The sequence below is a fragment of the Duganella sp. CY15W genome, assembly GCF_009857555.1.
GTDB classification, from domain to species: domain Bacteria; phylum Pseudomonadota; class Gammaproteobacteria; order Burkholderiales; family Burkholderiaceae_D; genus Rugamonas; species Rugamonas sacchari.
The window spans coordinates 2,143,976-2,161,702 of sequence record NZ_WWCQ01000001.1 but is presented as its reverse complement, the minus strand read 5'-3'; the positions used below and the strand labels follow the sequence as shown (position 1 = coordinate 2,161,702).

Genomic DNA, 17,727 nt, shown 5'->3' with positions numbered 1-17,727 from the left:
ATTCTTTGCTACGTTGATGACATGGCTACCTCAATCAATAAACAAATAGAACGGCTGCTGCGCAAGGTGTTTGGCATTGACGCCTTGCGCGACGGGCAGCAGCGCGTTATCGACAGTGTCATGGCGGGGCGTGACACGCTGGCCGTGATGCCCACCGGCAGCGGCAAGTCGCTGTGCTACCAGTTGCCCGCGCGCCTGCTGGACGGCCTCACGGTGGTGGTGTCGCCCTTGATCTCGCTGATGAAGGACCAGGCCGAAAAGCTGGAAGAGGCGGGCATTGCCAGCGCAGCGCAAGTCAACAGCAGCCTGTCGCGCGCCGACGAGCTGGAAGCGCTGGAAGCAATCGAGGGCGCGGACAAGGACATCGTCTTTTGTACGCCGGAGCGCCTGGTCAGCACCGAGTTTCGGGAATTGCTGCAGCATACCGGCGTCGGCTTGCTGGTCATCGACGAAGCCCACTGCATCTCGCAGTGGGGGCATGACTTCCGGCCGGCGTATATGGAAATCGGCAGCGCACTGGCAGCGCTGGGCCAGCCGCAGGTGTTGGCGCTGACCGCGACCGCAACGGATGACGTGATCGCCGACATCCGCGCCCAGCTGGGCCGGCCTGCGTTACGGGTGGTCAACACGGGCATTTACCGGCCCAACCTGCAATACCGGGTACAGCAGGTCACCAATCCGGAAGAGAAGAACACCACGCTGCTGGAACTGGTACGCAGCACGCAAGGTGTCGGCATCGTCTATGCGGCCACTGTCAAGGCGGTGAAGGAGGCCTACCAGCTGCTGCTGGACGCTGGCGAAAGCGTCACGCTCTACCACGGCAAGCTGCGCGCGGCTGAACGCAGCGAAAACCAGAACCTGTTCATGAATGGCGAGCGCCGCATCATGGTCGCCACCAACGCCTTTGGCATGGGCATCGACAAGAGCGATACGCGCTTCGTGATTCACCTGCAAGTGCCTGGCAATCTGGAAGCCTACTATCAGGAATCCGGCCGTGCCGGCCGCGATGGCGACGACGCCGCGTGCACGCTGCTGTACTACCACGACGACACGCGCCTGCAAAAATTCTTCCTCATGAAGAGCAAGGCGCCGGACGACAGGCATGAACTCGACCGCGAAAAGCTTGAGCGCATGATCGGCTACGCGCAAAGCGGCTTTTGCCGCTGGAAGCTGCTGCTGGATTACTTCGGCGATCCGCTGCCCGGTTTCGAACGTTGCTGCCGCTGCGACAACTGCCTGTCGCCGCCCGTGATATCAGGGGATCAGCTCGAACAGCAGCAGCTGGGTGACTTGCGTCTTGCTGAAGTTATCGTCGGAGATCAGCACCAGGCTGGCATGGCCATTGGCTAGCAGGGGACCGAAGGACATGCCTTCCAGGTTATCCACGATCGGCAGTTTGAGGTCGGCGAGGTCCAGCACCAGGCGCTTTTTGACCAGCGTGTAGCGGGCGTCCTTGAGCGTCGCCAGCTGCTGGATATCGCTGGCGCCCTCGGTATCGATCTCGAAGATCCGCACATAGTCCTTGTACGAACCGTCGTCGGCCTGCACGCCAGAGCGCTCCATCACCAGCATGCGGTGTTCGCTGAGCGAGAGGATTTCCGAAATGCCGTTGTCGGCATATTTGCCTTTGCCCGGCGTGGCGGGAATGGCCTCCAGCGGATAGGCATACTGGCCCAGCACCTTGCCGTCGCGCGTGAAATGCGTGATGCGGTTGACGGCGCCGTGTTCCGGCGTCGGCTCGGGGCCGTCCTGATACATCGGTCCTTCCAGTGACACCCAGATGGTGCGGCCATCGGGCGTAAAGCTCAACCCCTCAAAGCTCTGGTTGTTACGCGGGCCGAACTTGTGTTCTTTCGATACCGTGAACAACGGCGGTAACGGCAGCGTGAACAGATAGTGGCCTTCCGCATTGGCCTGGCGGATGAACGGATCGAGGCCCAGCGTCACGTCGCCTTCGCTGCCGTACCAGATGCTGCCGTCGCGCGGATCAACGCGGATGGTTTCCAGGTCCGGCACCACGCCGTTCTTGCGCTTGTACTCTTCCTTGGTCAGATAGGTCGATCCATCCGGCTGCAGGAAGCTGCTGACCCCAGTCAGCTGCACCGACTTGAACGACTGCAGATCGTAAGCCAGCTTGGCGCGGTAGTAGCGGGCGGGGTTGAACTGCGAGCGGTCGTCGCTGATCATCACCCATTCGTCCTTGTCGGCGTAGTAGTCGATGCCGGACAGGCCGCCCACCGTCGTGCCCTGGAATTCCTGGCGCCACGGCAGCCGTTGTTCGCCGATGAAGCGCATGCCCGATACGGTGTCCGGTGCAGCTGGTTTCTGGCGCGGGAAGGGCGCACAGGCGCTAAGCGTCAGGGCGCAGGCGAGGGTGATGAGCGTCTTTTTCATGGGGCCGCATCATACCATCACTCGATCTGCCAGTCAGGGAAAGGATCGGGTAAATGACGCCATGCGGCCACCCCGGCGGCATGCTCGTCGTCGGTCAGTATGCAGTGGGCAAACGCGGCCTCGATGGCGCTGCGGTCCATGGCGCGGCCAATGAACACGACCTCGTTGACACGGTCGGTGTAGGGCGGCGCCCAGCGGCCCACCGGTTCTACCGAGGCGATCTTGCCCGCGCGCGAATACGCCACCGCCCATTCCGGCCGTGTGGCCAGCCACAGATAGCCTTTGGCGCGTATCAGGCCAGGGAAACCCTGGTCGAGGAAATGATCGAAGCGGCGCGGATGCAGGGCGCGCGGCTCGCGCAGCACAAAGCTGCCGATGCCGTATTCCTCCGTCTCCGGCACATGCTCGCCCGCCAGCTCGCGCGCCCAGCCGGCCATCTGGCTGGCCTTGTCCAGGTCAAACTTGCCGGTGCCCAGAATTTTGTGCAGCGCGACGCGGCCACGCTCGGCATACACGATGTCGGCGCCGGGATTGAGCGCCTTGATCACGGCGCGCACGTCGCCCAGCTGCTCCAGCGTGACCAGGTCCGTTTTGCTGACCACAATCACGTCGGCAAATTCGATCTGCTCCGACAGCAGGCCAGCCAGCGTGCGGTCATCGCCTTCGCCAGCCGTTTCGCCGCGCTGGGCCAGGAAGTCGGTGCTGTTGTAGTCCGCCAGCAGATTCAGCGCATCCACCACCGTCACCATGGTATCGATGCGCGCCACGTGGTTCAGTGAGGCGCCGCCTTCGTCCTCAAAGTCGAAGGTGGCGGCGACGGGCATCGGTTCGCCGACACCGGTCGATTCAATCAGCAAATAGTCGAAGCGGCCTTCCGCGGCCAGCTTGCGCACTTCCAGCAGCAGGTCTTCACGCAGCGTGCAGCAGATGCAGCCATTGCTCATCTCGACCATCTTCTCTTCAGTGCGCGACAGCGCGGCGCCGGCATTCTGCGCGCCGTCGCGCAGCAGGCTGGCATCGACATTCACCTCGCTCATGTCGTTGACGATGACGGCCACGCGTAAGCCGTCGCGGTTGGCGAGTACGTGATTGAGCAGGGTGGTTTTACCGGCGCCGAGGAAGCCGGAAAGCACGGTGACGGGGAGACGGGTATCTGGAACGGGCATGGCAAATCTCGCTTGGTTAATGCAATCGAGTTGCATATTAAGCGGATTCGAAAGTAAACGCAACCAAGTTGCGTTAATTAGTTTTTACGATTGCAGTTGGCGCAGGTGCCTTTGATGAGGAAGTCGATTTCCTGCGTCTGGAAGCCTTCCGGCAGCTTGATCTTGCGCGGCAGGGCGACATCGGTGAAGCAGGTGACCTGTTCGCAGCGGGTGCACTGGAAGTGCGCATGCTCGTGGGCGTGATGGCCAGCGCCAGCGCTGAAGCGCCAGACCTGATCGGCGCCGGCGATGCGGTGGATCAGCTCATTCTCCGTGAGCCATTCCAGCACGCGGTACAGCGTGACCGAGTCCAGTTCCGCGTGCGCTTTTTTGGCGAGATGGGTTTGAATTTCGTGGTGGGTCAGGGACTTGCTCTGGCCCAGTAAAAAGTCAAGCACCATGACACGCTGGCGGGTAACGCGGGCGCCAGTAGCGCGGATCTGTGATTCAGCAGTATTCGTAGGCATCCCGCTATGGTAACACGGCGTATGAAACTGGCTGGTGGCGCAAGCGGCAGGCTTGCGGTTAGAATACCGGCATGTTACGCCGATCCACCGCTCCGATAGTCCATGTATTGCTCGCGCTGCTGCTGCTCCTGACGCAGCAGGTCGGGGTGACGCACGTCTATACGCACTGGCTGGGCGCGGAGCAGCAAAACTTCCAGCTGACCGACGCCGACCAGGCCGAGCATCGCAAGCGCGTGGCCGTCCACAAGGTCTGCGCGGAATGCGTCTCGGTGGCCCAGATAGCTGCGGCCATCACCGCCTCGCCGCTGACGCTGGCCATCTCCACTCTCAGCACTGGCCCGGTCGCGATGCCGGCCACGCTGGCCGCCTGCGAGCGCACCACTTGCGCCTTCCAGCCGCGCGCTCCCCCTCTGGCCTGACACCCGAAATCCGTCCTGAATTTTGAGTTTTTCGCCGTGGCCGCGAGATGTGCGGCCGCGTGCGTGTCATCCCTATTTGCTAGAGGTTTTACATGAATATCCAACGTACGCTGCTGGCCAGCGCGATCCTGTCCGCCTATTCCTCGCTGGCTTTCGGCCAGGCTGTGGTGCCACAAGTTGTGGTCACCGCCAACCCGTTCGGCAACACCGCCAATGACCAGATCCTGGCGCCCGCCAAAGTGCTGGCCGGCGACGAACTGCGCGACAAAGCCGGCAGCTCGCTGGGCGAGACGCTGTCGCAGGAGCTGGGCGTTTCCGCGTCGGCGTTTGGCGCTGGCGCATCGCGTCCCATCATCCGCGGCCTGGAAGGCGCGCGCGTCAAGATGCTGGAGAATGGCATGGCGGTGTCCGACGTGTCCGGGCTGTCGAATGACCACGCGGTGGCGGCGGAAGGCGCGGTGGCGCAGCAAATTGAAATCCTGCGCGGCCCGGCGGCCCTGCTGTATGGCTCGGGCGCGATCGGCGGCCTGGTGAACGTCGTCAACGAACGTATTCCCACGGCGCTGGAACCCAGGTTGACGGGCCAGCTGGAAGCGCGCGGCAGCACGGTCGACAATGGCCGCAATCTCTCCGGCACCCTGGACGGCGCTGTCGACAAGCTGGCGTGGCACATCGACGGCAATCTGCGCAATGCCGGCGACTACAAAATCCCGGGCAACCGCGTATTCAATGACCCGGATTCCGCCAGCGGCCGCCTGCCGCATTCGGACACGCGCTCGCGTACCGGCGGCTTTGGCGGTTCCTACATCGATAGTTGGGGCTTTATTGGCGCGTCGGTGTCGCGCCTGTCCAATGTCTACGGGATTCCGAGCGACGAAGGCTCGAAAATCGACCAGAAGCAAACCCGTTATGATCTCGACAGCCTGGTAAAAACCCCATTCGCAGGCTTTGAAACCTTCAAGTTCAAGGCTGGCTACACCGACTACAAGCACGCCGAAATCGGCGAGGACGGCCTGCCGGAAGTCCTGTTCAAAAACCATGCGCTGGAGACCCGTTTCGAGCTGACCCATCAACCGGTGGCCGGCTGGCACGGCACCTTGGGCGTGCAGACCGAGAACACCAACTTTTCCGCGCTCAGCGCCGAGGGCGGTCCGGATACCGTGCCGGTCACGCACTCGACCTCCAATGCCGCCTTCGTGGTCGAGGAAACCGACTTCGGCCCGGTCAAGTTCAACGCCGGCGGGCGGGTGGAGCGCGTGAAGCGCGAACCGGTCACGGGCGTCAACCGTTCGTTCAACCTGCAATCCGCTTCGTTTGGCGGCCTCTGGCCGTTCGTGCCTGGCTACGCGCTGGGCGCCACTTTCTCGTATGCCCAGCGCGCGCCGTCGACGGAAGAGCTGTACTCCCACGGTCCGCATGACGCTACCGTGACCTTCGACATCGGGAATGCCGATTTCAAGAAAGAGACCTCGCGCAATATCGAAGTAACTCTCCAGAAAACCACAGGCCTGGTGCGCTGGAAGGCCAACGTCTTCCGCAACAAGGTCAGTGACTTCATCTATGGCCACATCACCGGCAACCTGCTGGATGAAGAGGGCCAGCCAGGCGACGAACTGCGCGAGCGCATCTTTGAACAGGCCGACGCCACGATCCAGGGGGCGGAAGCCGAACTGGAATACAACCCGACCGGCGCCGGCTGGTCTGGCCGCGTGTTTGCCGACACCACGCGCGGCAAGCTGGAACGCGGCGGCAGCCTGCCGCTGCAACCGGCGACGCGGGTCGGCGCGAGCACGGCGTACAAGATGGGCGCATGGCGCGCGGGCCTGTCGCTGGTACACGCACAGTCGCAGGACCGTCTGGCCTCGTTTGAGACGAGCGCCACGCCAAGCTACAACCAGCTCAATGCCAACCTCTCGTACACCCAGAAAGCCGGCGCGTATGATCTGACCTGGTTCCTGCTGGCGAAAAACCTGACCAATGACGAGATCCGCGTATCGACTTCGGTGCTGAAGGATATTGCGCCGTTGCCAGGACGCAACATCGTGTTTGGCGTGCGCGCCAAGTTCTAATGCGTTAAGTATGGAGGCTGCCGAGCAAGGCAGTCTTCGGTCCATCTCCCGGCCCCATCAGGCGCCGTCTCACTTCTCCCCCCTTAACCGACGTGGCCGCCTAGCCGGCCAACGGCGGTTTACCTGACCACATTATGTGGTTGGCTAAAAATAAATTTTTCACTGGTGATAATTGGATATATTTCCCGACTGAATAGTTTGCTAGCATCGTTTCCCAATTGAAATTATGAAATAGGCCATGTTTAACTAATGGTAATCTTGTAATTGTTATTGTTAAAAAATAATGAAACGCGGCGGCGTTGCTAGCCAGCCATCTCATGGGTAGGTGTCGGTGTGAAAATTAAATTCCACGGAAAATGTTTTAGCGTATGGCGTAGTGCGATGGCGGCGCTGCTGGTGGCAAGCGGGGTCACGGCGTTGCCGGCGACCGCGCAGAATGTCGCGATTTCCACGAACGGTACGCCTACCTATGCCAAGCAGCTGGCAGTGCCGCCCGGTATCGCCGGCATGGCGCCTAACGTGTCGCTGCTCTACAGCGGCGGCGACGTGAATGGTCCGCTGGGCAAGGGCTGGACCCTGCAGGGCATTTCCAGCATCACGCGCTGCCCCAGCACCAAGCCGATCGATGGCGCCGCGCGCGCGGTCACGTATGGCGTGGACGACAAGCTCTGCCTGGACGGCCAGCGTCTGATCCAGACTGACGCCAACGGCGCCGTGCTGACCTCCGGTGTGCCCATCGATGCCGCGCATCCGTTTCAGACCGGCGACAGCGCGGGCGGAAGCGGCTTGGTGCGCGAGTACCGGACCGAGAAAGACATGTATGCGCGTATCCGCGCGTACGGCGCTGCGGGCAATGACCCGCTGAACGGCCCGGCATACTTCCGCGTCTGGACTAAGGCCGGCCAGTTGTTCGAGTATGGCGCGGCCGGCGATGCGCGCGCGAATGCGTCAATTACCGCCAACAATAAAGTCGTGACCTGGGCGGTGAGCCGGATTTTTGACAGTGCCGGCAATCACATGGACTTCCAGTACGAACAGCGCGACGTCCCATGGGGCACGGCGCTGACCTGGAATAGCCAGGCGCCGTGGGCTGGCCATGAATGGAATCTGCTGGAAATCCGCTATACGGGACATGGCGAGGGCCAGGAACCGGTCAACAAGGTGGTGTTTGAATACAGCGACCGTCCCGACACGCCGGGCCGCGCGCAGGACCGCGCCGAGGCCTATCACATGGGCCAGAAAAAAGTCAGCATCCGCCGTCTGGACGCGGTTCGCACGTATATCAACTGGCCGGCCAGTGCCGGTGTCAAGCCGGCATCGGCCGTTGCGGTCAAGGCCTATAAACTCGGCTACGAGAACAACCCGGTCAACGGCCGTAGCCGTTTGAACAAGATCACTGAATGCTCCGGCAGCAATGACGCCCTCTGTCTGCCGCCGACCACGTTCAGCTACTCGGACGGTTCCGGCGCGCAGTACAAGCTGAACGACAGCTTTGGCGCCGGGCCGCTGGCGACGCTGCCAATGCAAAGCGCTGCCGGCGACCTCGGTGTATTGACCGGCAATTTCCTGGGCAGCGGTCGTACCGACGTGCTGCGCTGGTCGGACAACCCGGCGCAAAATCAGCTGTTCCGCAGCGATGGCAACGGCAACTTCAGCCAGGTGGCCAACTTCAATATCACCGACCAGAATCTGTTCAAGAGCAACGGCTGTTATACCGCCATCGCAGTCGATTTCAATGGCGACGGCGCTACCGACATCCTGCGCATCATGAAAAGCACCAGTAACGGCGTGAATTGCGGCGCGGTGCAAAACATTCTGTATCTGTCCAAAGGGGATGGCACGTTTACGGCCAAGCCGATGAACGGCATTGATTTCAGCCAGGTGGCTGCCGTGGTGCGTAGCGTGCCGCATTGCCGGGGCGATATCCCAGCGCTGGTCCGCACGCCGAGCGCAGCCAGGCACGAGGGCGCGCCAGCGTCGCCCGCCGCCATCTCCTGCCCGGAAGGCTGGGACTACTACTACAGCCAGAATGAAGGCTTGAACTTCCACCTGCTGGACCTGAACAACGATGGTTTGCTGGACATCGTGACCACCAAAGTGCCGGCCTACCAGCAAATGCCCTCGCCGCAGCAGGCCGATGATTTGTGCGGCGGCATGGTGTGCACACATGTCTACCTGGCCCAGGCCGATGGCAGCTTTGCCGAGAAAGCCGATTCCAACGTCCGCGGTCATTCGCTGTACGGGATACCCGGTACCAAGGACAGCACCTACCACCAGCGGCCGTTCATTGGCGACATCAACGGTGATGGCATGGCCGATGTGGTCGCCGACAGCGGCGTATGGTATTCGCGCGGTGACGGCGATTTCGACTTTGGCGGCACGGCGTTCGGTGTCGGTTGCGAGCATTTGCTGGATTTGAACGGTGACGGTCGCGCCGATTGCGTGGTCAGCTCGCCGAAAGCGGGCGTGGGTTCGCAAGTCGCACTGGTTGCCGATGGTGGCGGCCATCTGCTGGGAACGCAGAACTTCAACCTGAATGTGGCCGGCTACGAGCTGACGGGCCTGGTGCCCAATACCGAAGTCCCCAATATGGGCTTCATTACGGCTGATATCGACGGCGATGGCCGCGGCGATATTTTGCGCTGGTCCGACAATCCCGCCGCCAATGCGGTCTACCTGAGCAACGGCGACGGCACCTTCCGTGTCAGCGACTTCAATCTGGTGCAAGGCAATAACCAGTTGCAGAAGAGCGATGGCTCGGCCAGCTTTGTGGTGGGCGATTTTACCGGCAACGGCCAGACGGAAATCCTGCGCACGGTGAATACGCCCAATGGCGGCTTGGGCAATGTGCTGTACCAGAAGACCAGCACCACGCCGCCGGACCTGCTGATCAGCACCGTATCGCCGACCAAGCTGACCACCACCTTGTCCTGGGCTTCTTTGGTGGCGGCCAATCCACCATATTTCTCCGACTTTAACAGCAACATCAAGGCGGTCTATCCAGTGCGCGACCTCAACCTGCCGACGCACGTGGTGTACGGCATGACCAGCGATACCGGTGTGGCGAGCGGTACGCTGACCACGGCGTATTTCTATGCCGGGTTGAAAATGGCCTATGACGGCCGTGGCTGGCTGGGTTTCCGCGAAATGCGCACCCAGTCGCCTACCGTGAACGGCAATTATCTGACGGTGCTGACCGAGTTCGAACAGGACGGCGTCAACACCGGCGCCGCCACGCTGACCCGCACCTGGGTCGGCGATATCTGGGGCACCAATGCCAAGGTGGTCAGCAATACCTACAATATTTATTGCGACAAGACGGCTGCCGCCGATGCGGAAACCAACGCCAATTCCGGCCATCCATGCTACTCGTCGGCCAAAGTGCGCCGCCCCTACCTGTACATGACGCAGGAGGAGGGCTGGGACCTGGATGGCACGGCGCTGCCGGTTGTGGTCACCGTCAATTCGTTTAACGATACCGGTGACGTGACCAAGATCGTCAACACCACCACAGGCACGACCATTGGACAGAATCAGGTCTTCACCAAGACTACCGACAATACCTACGTGCCCAACAACACGGCGGGCGACAAGTGGATACTGGGCCGCCTGAAGACGGCCACTGTGACCGCCGATAACCGGGTCAAGACGGCTGCGCAGGGCGCACTGCATAAACAGGGCGGCGCCGCAACGCGCTTCACCAAGCCAGACCAGATCGACATTCTGACTGCTGCGCAGGTCAAGCAAACCATCAGCACCACCGGTACTGTCACCAACAGCATCAGCCGCATCGCCACCACGGCCGGCTCGGCGCCGTATGCCACCGCCATCAAAGGCGTAGCGTTCTCGGTGGCCGTGGCGCCGAAACCGTTCAAGGTCATCGGCACCGTGGCGGGCAAGCTGTCCGGCACGCTGACGGCGACGGTCAGCGGCGGCATTGCGCCTTACCAGTACCGCTGGTCGCAGATCGACGGCACCCATACCACGCTGTCCAGCACCACCATCGCCAATCCGGTGGTCAGCGCCACCATGGCGCTGGGCGACAATTTCAACGAAGTCTGGCTGCTGACCGTGACGGACGCCGCCAACAGCGTGATTTCGGCCACGGTGCCGGTCACGCTGGCGGTACCGGCGGCAGCGCTGTCGGTCAAGATCGCGCCAAGCCCGCTGACCATCGATATCAATGATCCGGGCGAAGGCTGGGCCAGCCTGGTGGCGACGCCGGCCGGCGGCGTGGCGCCGTACACCTATGTCTGGGCGCGTGCCACCGGCACCCGTTCGACGGTCAGTGATGCGACGATAGCCAATCCGGTGGTCAAGGCCACGCTGGCGATCGGCGACGCGTTCAGCGAACAATGGCGCGTGACGGTAACGGACGCGGCGGCCAAGACTGCCACCGGTGTGGTCACGGTTAACTTCAAGGTGCCGCCTGCACTGGCGGTGACGTTGGCTGCTACCCGTGCCGTAACGGCCAATGCCAGCACGGGCCTGGCCAGCGCCGCCTTTACCGTGGCGCCGACTGGCGGCCGCGCGCCGTACACCTACCTGTGGGAGCGCGTCAGCGGCAGCCGTTCGACCGCGGCGGACGCAACCGTCGCCAATGCCGTGATCAGTCTGCAAATGACGCCAGGGGAGGTCATCAGCGAAACCTGGCAGCTGACGGTGCAGGATGCGGGCGGCCACAGCAAGGCGGCCACCACCGTCATTACCTTCAACAACCCGGCAACCGCCATGGGCCTGACCTTCAGCCCGTCACCGTTCAAGGTCAATGCCAACGATCCGGGTCTGGCGTCGGGCACGCTGGCCGCGACCGCGACCGGGGGCATACCGCCATACAGCTACGCCTGGACGCGCGCCACCGGCACCCGCACCAGCGTATCGAATGCGGCGATCCCGAATCCGGTGTTCAGCGCCACCCTGGTGACCGGCGATAACTTTGCCGAGACCTGGAAGCTGACCATTACTGATAGCAGCGGCAAGATCTATGCGGAAAATGTCAGCCTCGCCTTCAATGCGCCGACCGCGCTGACGGTGCCGCTGGCGGCCACCCGCACGCTGACGGCCAGCGCCGCCACCAGCGGTGTTGCCGCCGCCACCTTCACCGTGACGCCAACCGGCGGCCGCGCACCCTACACCTATAACTGGGCGCGCACCAGCGGCAGCCGTTCGTCGACGCCGGATGCCACCGATCCGACGCCGCTCGTCAGCGCCACGCTGGCAGTCGGCGAAAGCATTGTCGAGAACTGGTCCGTGACCGTGACCGACGCGGTGGGTCACAAGACCACCGCGACCACGGTAGTGACGTTTAACTATCCGGCGCCGACGCTGACCGTGTCGGTTGACCCGAGCCCGCTGGTGCTGCGCGGCAGCGATCCAGGCACGGTATCGGACTCCATGACTGCCAGCGGCAAGGGCGGTATTCCACCGTACAGCTATAGCTGGGTGCACACCTCGGGCACGCGTACCGCGCTGTCCGACGTGAACAGCGCCAGTCCGGTGGTCAGCGCCACCGTGGCGCAGGGCCAGAGCGGCAGTGAAGTCTGGACCGTCACGGTCAAGGACAGCGTGGGCAAAACCGCAGCGGCCGGCGTCACGGTCAGCTATTCGGTACCGCAAGTACTGAAGGCGGCGAGCACGGCGGCGGTGCAGGCCGCCGACGCCACCGCCGGCAACGGCGGCGTCTCGGTGGCGGCACTCACCGGCACCACCAGCGGCGGTACAGGCGGCAATACCTATCAGTGGACGCGTGTCAGCGGCAGCCGCTCGCTGGCGCTGAATCCGACCGCCACCACCCCCGGCATCCGCGCCACCCTGAGTCTGGGAGAGCGTGTGGTGGAAGACTGGCGTTTCGACGTCACCGACTCGGCAGGACACGTGGCATCGAGTGTGACCACCGTGACCTTCGAGTATCCTGGCGCCGCGCTGGTGGCACGCATCACACCGCTCAACGAGACCTTCCAGATGAGCGATCCGGGCACCTATACCGACCAGTTGACCGCGACCGTGACCGGCGGCGTGGCGCCGTACAGCTATAGCTGGACGCACGTGGGCGTCGGCAAGGGGACGCTGCAGGGCAGCGCGACCAGCCCAGTCGCGACCTTTGCCGTCCCAGTGGGCCAGGCGCAAACCGTGAACGACAGCTGGAAGGTGACTGTCACCGACAGCTTCGGCACCGTCATCAGCGCCTCGACCACGACTGCGGTGCACGTGCCGGCAGTGTTGTCGGCCACCACGCTGCCCACCCGCACCCTGACCGCCACCGTCGCCAGCAAGGGCGTGGCCAGCGGTGCGATCAACCAGGGTTCAGTCAATGGCGGGGTGCCGCCGTACAGCGCGGTGTGGACCCGCGTCTCGGGTAGCCGCGGCGTCCTCTCGGATCCAAGCGCCACCAGTCCGGTGGTGACCGCGACGCTGGCGCTGGGCGAAACCGTGGTGGAAAACTGGCAGGCCACCTTCACCGATTCGGCCAACCATACGGTCACCAAGCCGGTCGAGGTGACCTACACCTACCCAGGCCAGCCGATTGACATTGCGTTCAGCTATACCGGGTTCGGTCGCCAGCTTGACCCCGGCACGTTCACTGCACAGGTCAGCGCGAGTGTGACCGGTGGCGTGCCGCCGTTCAGTTATCACTGGCGCACCGCCAGTTCGGGCGTCTCGATATCGGATGCGTCGTCGCCGACGCCGTCGTTCAGCGCCAGTCTGGACTGGGGTAAATCGGTCATCGCCTACTGGTACCTTGACGTGGTGGACAGCATCGGCAAAACGGCGAGCGCCCAGTTAAATCCGAATTTCAGCGTGGTGTCGCAACTGACGCCGTCGCTGGCGGCCAAGTCGCTGGCGATCCCGGCCACCGGAACCGGCACGGGTTCGGTGAGCATGGGCGTCACCGCGACCGGTGGCCTGACGCCATACAGTTATACCTGGACCCGTCTGTCGGGCGACCGCGCGACCATTTCGAATGCCGCGATTGCATCGCCGGTGTTCACCGCAACGCTGGCCAAGGGCGAGACGGTCACCGAAACCTGGCAGGTGGAGGTACGCGATAGCGCAGGCCATAGCGCGACGGCCAGCAACACGCTGACCTTCAAGCGCGCCGCCGCTGCCCGCGCCTTGTCGGCCGATGAAGAAGCGAACGAAGCGGGAGAGAACAAATGAGCCATCAAGTCCGCTTTAACTCATTCAAGAATTTCAACATGACAGCGATACGACATCTAGTGGGCGCCCTGGCATTGCTGACGCTGTGCGGCGGCGCCGATGCCCAGAGCGTGATCCCGGCCGATCCGTCCAGCTTCAGCCGCAGCAGCGCGTTTGAATATGATCCCGACAACGGCATGCTGCTGTCGGAAACCGTCGAGCCGAATAACCCGGCCTTGTGCGTCAAGACGGTGTATACGTATGACGCTTATGGTAACCGCAAGACCGCTACGCAGAAGAATTGTGACGGTGCCACTGGCACGGCTGTATTTGCGGCACGCACTACGAGCACCGAGTATGCGGCCACTACCGCCGCAGCCGGCGATAATTTGAATGTGACAGTGCCGGCAGGGGGTTTTGCTACGAAGGTTTCGAATCCGCTCAATCAGTCCGAGGCGCGGATGATGGACGCACGTTACGGTTCTCCAGTGTTGGTGACGGGACCGAATTTACTGGCAACCAATTGGCAGATTGATGATTTTGGCCGTACATATAAAGAAGTTCATGCGGATGCCACTGCAAAGATTACGCTGTACTGTTATCTGGCCGGTAGAGTTAGCGACACCAGCGCCAATAACTTCAATTGCCCTCATCCGTCAGCAGCGGAAATTCCGGCGGATGCTGTTGCGTTTGTGTACTCAGTATCCGTATTGTCGGCAAATGATCACCAAAATGGTCCGGTCAGCATGGTCTATCTGGATGCGGCAGGACGTAAGATTCGTTCGGTTGTACAAGCCTTTGATGGTAGCGGCCAGACCACCTCCAAAGACCGGTTGATCGTACAGGACACCATTTATAACAATCTTGGCGGAGTGGCTTTTAGTACTCAGCCATACTTCTTGGATAGCGGTGCCTCTAGCAGCGCCGGCACGCAGTCTGTAGGTATCAATGCAACCGTTTATGACGAACTGGGACGTCCGATTGACACTTATGTGAGCGATCCGAAAGGTCTATTTGGCGTTGCACAATTTGGCCCTTGGGGAGGGAAGCAGGCGTCGCATAATCACCTGACCTATCAGGGCATGAAGACGGTGACTACTGATGACCAGGGTAAAAAAGAAACTGTAGAAAAAAATGTCGATGGCAAAATTGGTATTGTCACCAATGCTTTAGGAGCGCAACTTGCCCATGTCTATGATGCTTTCGGCAACCTGCTGAATATCAAAGATGGGCTGCAAAATACAGTAGTGATCAGTTACGACATTCGTGGTCGCAAACGTTCGATGACTGATCCGGACGCAGGTACCTGGCAGTACGAATACAACGCGGCAGGTGATTTGATTTCGCAACAAAACCCTAATCAGGCAGCAAAATCAGCCATTGAAGAAAAGTTTACCAAGATGGAATATGACTTGCTTGGTCGCATGATCAAGCGAGTAGAGCCTGAGTACACTACCAATTGGTATTACGACACATATGCCGACGGTACTGCATGCAATAAAGGGGCAGGCAAACTGTGCGAGACAAAGGCCTCAAATGGTGTCCGTCGTCGATTGTTTTATGACAACGTTGGCCGCCCGGTTAGCACGCGCGTCGATGTCGCCAATGGCCCAAGCTTTGTCAATGCAATCAAATTCGATGCGACGACAGGGCGTCCATCGACCCAGATCTATCCCACTGGTTTAAGTGTAAATTACAACTACACCACTAAAGGATATTTGAATTCATTGACTTTAAGCCAGCCAGCAACTGTCAATCCGCTGCCAGCGGTTGCGGGAGGAGCACCGGGTCCAAGTGTGAGCCTGCCGCTGGGCAGTCTGCTGTGGCAAGCGTTGTCGTACGATGCGTGGGGACATCTCGAGCAACAAATTTATGGCAACAATGTTGTTGCCAAATCGACTTATAACGACCTTACTGGTCGGGTAGATTCCGTTACTGCCGGTATTGGCGATGATACATCAGTGGCGAATTATAAATACGAATGGGACAGTTTAAATCGCCTGCGAGTGCGCACTGATGGCGCGGGTGCCAATGTCGTCACAAACAATTATGACTACGATGAAGTCGGAAGGTTACACAATTACAGCGTTACCTCCTCGGCGATTAGTACCCAGGATCAGGTCCGCAGCATTACGCTTCAATACAATGCTGTAGGCGCGCTGCTTTACAAGACCGATGTTGGTACTTATTCGTATAGAACCCAGGGCGGAACTCAGCCTCATGCGGTCCAGAGTATCGCCGGTGCAGTTACCGCTAGTTATACCTATGATGCAAACGGCAACATGATCACCGGGTCCGGTGGCGCATATAGCAAAATTGATTACACCAGTTTCAATTTACCTGATAGCCAAGGCGGCATTACGGGTGCTGCGGGCTTACCCCGTTACACTTGGCAATACGATGAGTCACATCAACGAATCAAAGAAACCCGGACTTTGGGAGGCGAAACACGTGTCACTTGGATGTTGCATCCAGACAATACGAATGGTCTGGCTTTTGAAAGCGAAGAAAACGCTGGAGTTATAAGTAACCGTCATTATTTGGCGACGCCGGCAGGCGCAATTGGCGTGCTTATGTCGACTGGTAATCTGCCGACGCTCTCTGATCTGGATGTAACGCCTGTCGTTTTGTCAAATTTGACTTTAAACAAAGTCGAATACTGGCACAAAGACATGCAGAACAGTGTGCTGTCCACTACAGATCATACGGGAACCATGACTCAGTCGTTTGCCTATGATCCGTTTGGTAAGCGTCGCTTCGTAGATGGAAATTATGATGCGGACGGAAAGGTCGTTGTAGATTGGAATAGGACGAATAAAGGAATGGATCGTGGCTATACTGGCCATGAACATCTGGATGATGTTGGCATTATCAACATGAATGGACGTATTTATGATCCACGTCTTGGCATGTTTATGCAGACGGATCCATACATTCAGGATCCTACTAATTTACAAAATCTGAATCGTTATGGCTATTGCTTTAACAACCCGATGACGTGTACCGATCCATCAGGCCGATTTAGTTTGTTTGGTCATAAAATTCTGCCTGGGCTGTTTAACAATCGGAACGCTCGCATAGTTGCCGCAATCGCCGCTGCCAGCGTACTCGGACCAGGTGGCTTGGCTTGGGGTGAATTTGGTGTGCTGGGTGCATTGACAGAAAATGCGGTGGCGCAGGCTGCCATTGCAGGCTTCGTGAGTGGCTCGATTGCATCAGGTAACTTAAGAGGAGGTTTGCAGGGAGCAGTTAGTGCGGTGGCGTTCTTTGGGGCCGGTGAATTTATTCAGAACACTCCTGGCTTGGGCACCGCAGGCGGAATTGCTGTGCATGCTGTGGTCGGTTGCGCAACAAGCGAGGCTGGGGGAGGAAATTGCGGCTCGGGGGCTTTAAGCGCTGGATTCAGTAAAGCGCTTGCGCCATATACCGATAGCGTAACGCAGGGTGATCGTTTATTAGGGCCTGTAGTCAGCGCAGTTGTAGGAGGTACAGCATCCGTCTTGGGTGGTGGAAAGTTCGCAAATGGAGCGCAGAGTGCGGCCTTTAGTTATCTGTTTAATTGGTTATCCCATGTTCACGACAGCGTAACTCGTGAGGGAGCTCAGAAGGCCGGCATGAGTCGCGATGAGGCGAAGGCGCTGGGCAATTTGGTCGTAGAGGTTGATAAATTGAATGACGACGGCTCTTTGGGCAGTATTTTTAACGCCGACTCCCAAAACGTTCCACATTCCTATATGCACTCGATGTGCGCTTCTGGCAACACTCAACCTCAGTGTGTAGCTGCTGTTGCAGAGTATATAGAGAAGAGTTTTGCGATGAACTCTTTGCAGGGGCTAGCGCAAGTCTTGCACGCCGAACAAGATTATTTGTCGCCAGGTCATCAGATGAGGACTTATAATGGACATGTAGGTCTTGATCATATTATTGATGATGCACTTCCTGGCAAATTGCGCCCGGTATTAATAAATAATACAAAAGCAACTATCATTGAATACGATAATCGTTGCGGTGGTTGTATTTTGAAACATTGATATGG

The 17,727-nt window shown here is 60.0% G+C and carries 8 protein-coding genes; 5 read left to right on the top strand and 3 right to left on the bottom strand.

All coding sequences use genetic code 11. The features are described 5' to 3' along the window. The first annotated feature begins 21 nt into the window (after positions 1-21). Positions 22-1,350 (top strand): ATP-dependent DNA helicase RecQ, encoded by a 1,329-nt coding sequence (locus GTP58_RS09305; protein ID WP_161077167.1) that lies wholly within the window; start codon positions 22-24, stop codon positions 1,348-1,350. On the opposite strand, the gene GTP58_RS09300 is transcribed toward GTP58_RS09305, so the two are convergent. The 3 genes from GTP58_RS09300 to GTP58_RS09290 form a co-directional block, all read right to left on the bottom strand. Continuing rightward, positions 1,255-2,394 carry an esterase-like activity of phytase family protein gene (locus GTP58_RS09300; RefSeq protein WP_161077166.1) on the bottom strand — a complete coding sequence of 380 codons (1,140 nt, stop codon included), beginning with the start codon at positions 2,392-2,394 and terminating at the stop codon, positions 1,255-1,257. The two genes, GTP58_RS09305 and GTP58_RS09300, sit on opposite strands and share 96 nt — an antisense overlap. A gap of 17 nt (positions 2,395-2,411) precedes the next feature. Next, positions 2,412-3,560 (bottom strand): GTP-binding protein, encoded by a 1,149-nt coding sequence (locus GTP58_RS09295; protein ID WP_161077165.1) that lies wholly within the window; start codon positions 3,558-3,560, stop codon positions 2,412-2,414. Between the two features lie 77 nt (positions 3,561-3,637). Continuing rightward, positions 3,638-4,066 (bottom strand): Fur family transcriptional regulator, encoded by a 429-nt coding sequence (locus GTP58_RS09290; RefSeq protein ID WP_072781637.1) that lies wholly within the window; start codon positions 4,064-4,066, stop codon positions 3,638-3,640. A 71-nt stretch (positions 4,067-4,137) separates the two neighbouring features. Here GTP58_RS09290 and GTP58_RS09285 point away from each other — a divergent pair, with 71 nt between their 5' ends. From GTP58_RS09285 to GTP58_RS09270, 4 genes are all read left to right on the top strand, one after another. Then, positions 4,138-4,485, top strand: coding sequence for a hypothetical protein (locus GTP58_RS09285; RefSeq protein WP_161077164.1), 348 nt, complete (start codon positions 4,138-4,140; stop codon positions 4,483-4,485). Positions 4,486-4,577: 92 nt separating this feature from the next. Further along, positions 4,578-6,554, top strand: a complete 1,977-nt coding sequence (locus tag GTP58_RS09280; protein WP_161077163.1) for a TonB-dependent receptor — start codon at positions 4,578-4,580, stop codon at positions 6,552-6,554. A gap of 381 nt (positions 6,555-6,935) precedes the next feature. Then, positions 6,936-13,712 (top strand): FG-GAP-like repeat-containing protein, encoded by a 6,777-nt coding sequence (locus GTP58_RS09275; RefSeq protein WP_161077162.1) that lies wholly within the window; start codon positions 6,936-6,938, stop codon positions 13,710-13,712. Then, a complete protein-coding gene (locus tag GTP58_RS09270) occupies positions 13,709-17,722 on the top strand; it encodes an RHS repeat-associated core domain-containing protein (RefSeq protein WP_161077161.1) in 4,014 nt (1,337 codons plus the stop codon). The genes GTP58_RS09275 and GTP58_RS09270 overlap by 4 nt, the downstream gene beginning before the upstream one ends. Positions 17,723-17,727 lie beyond the last annotated feature (5 nt).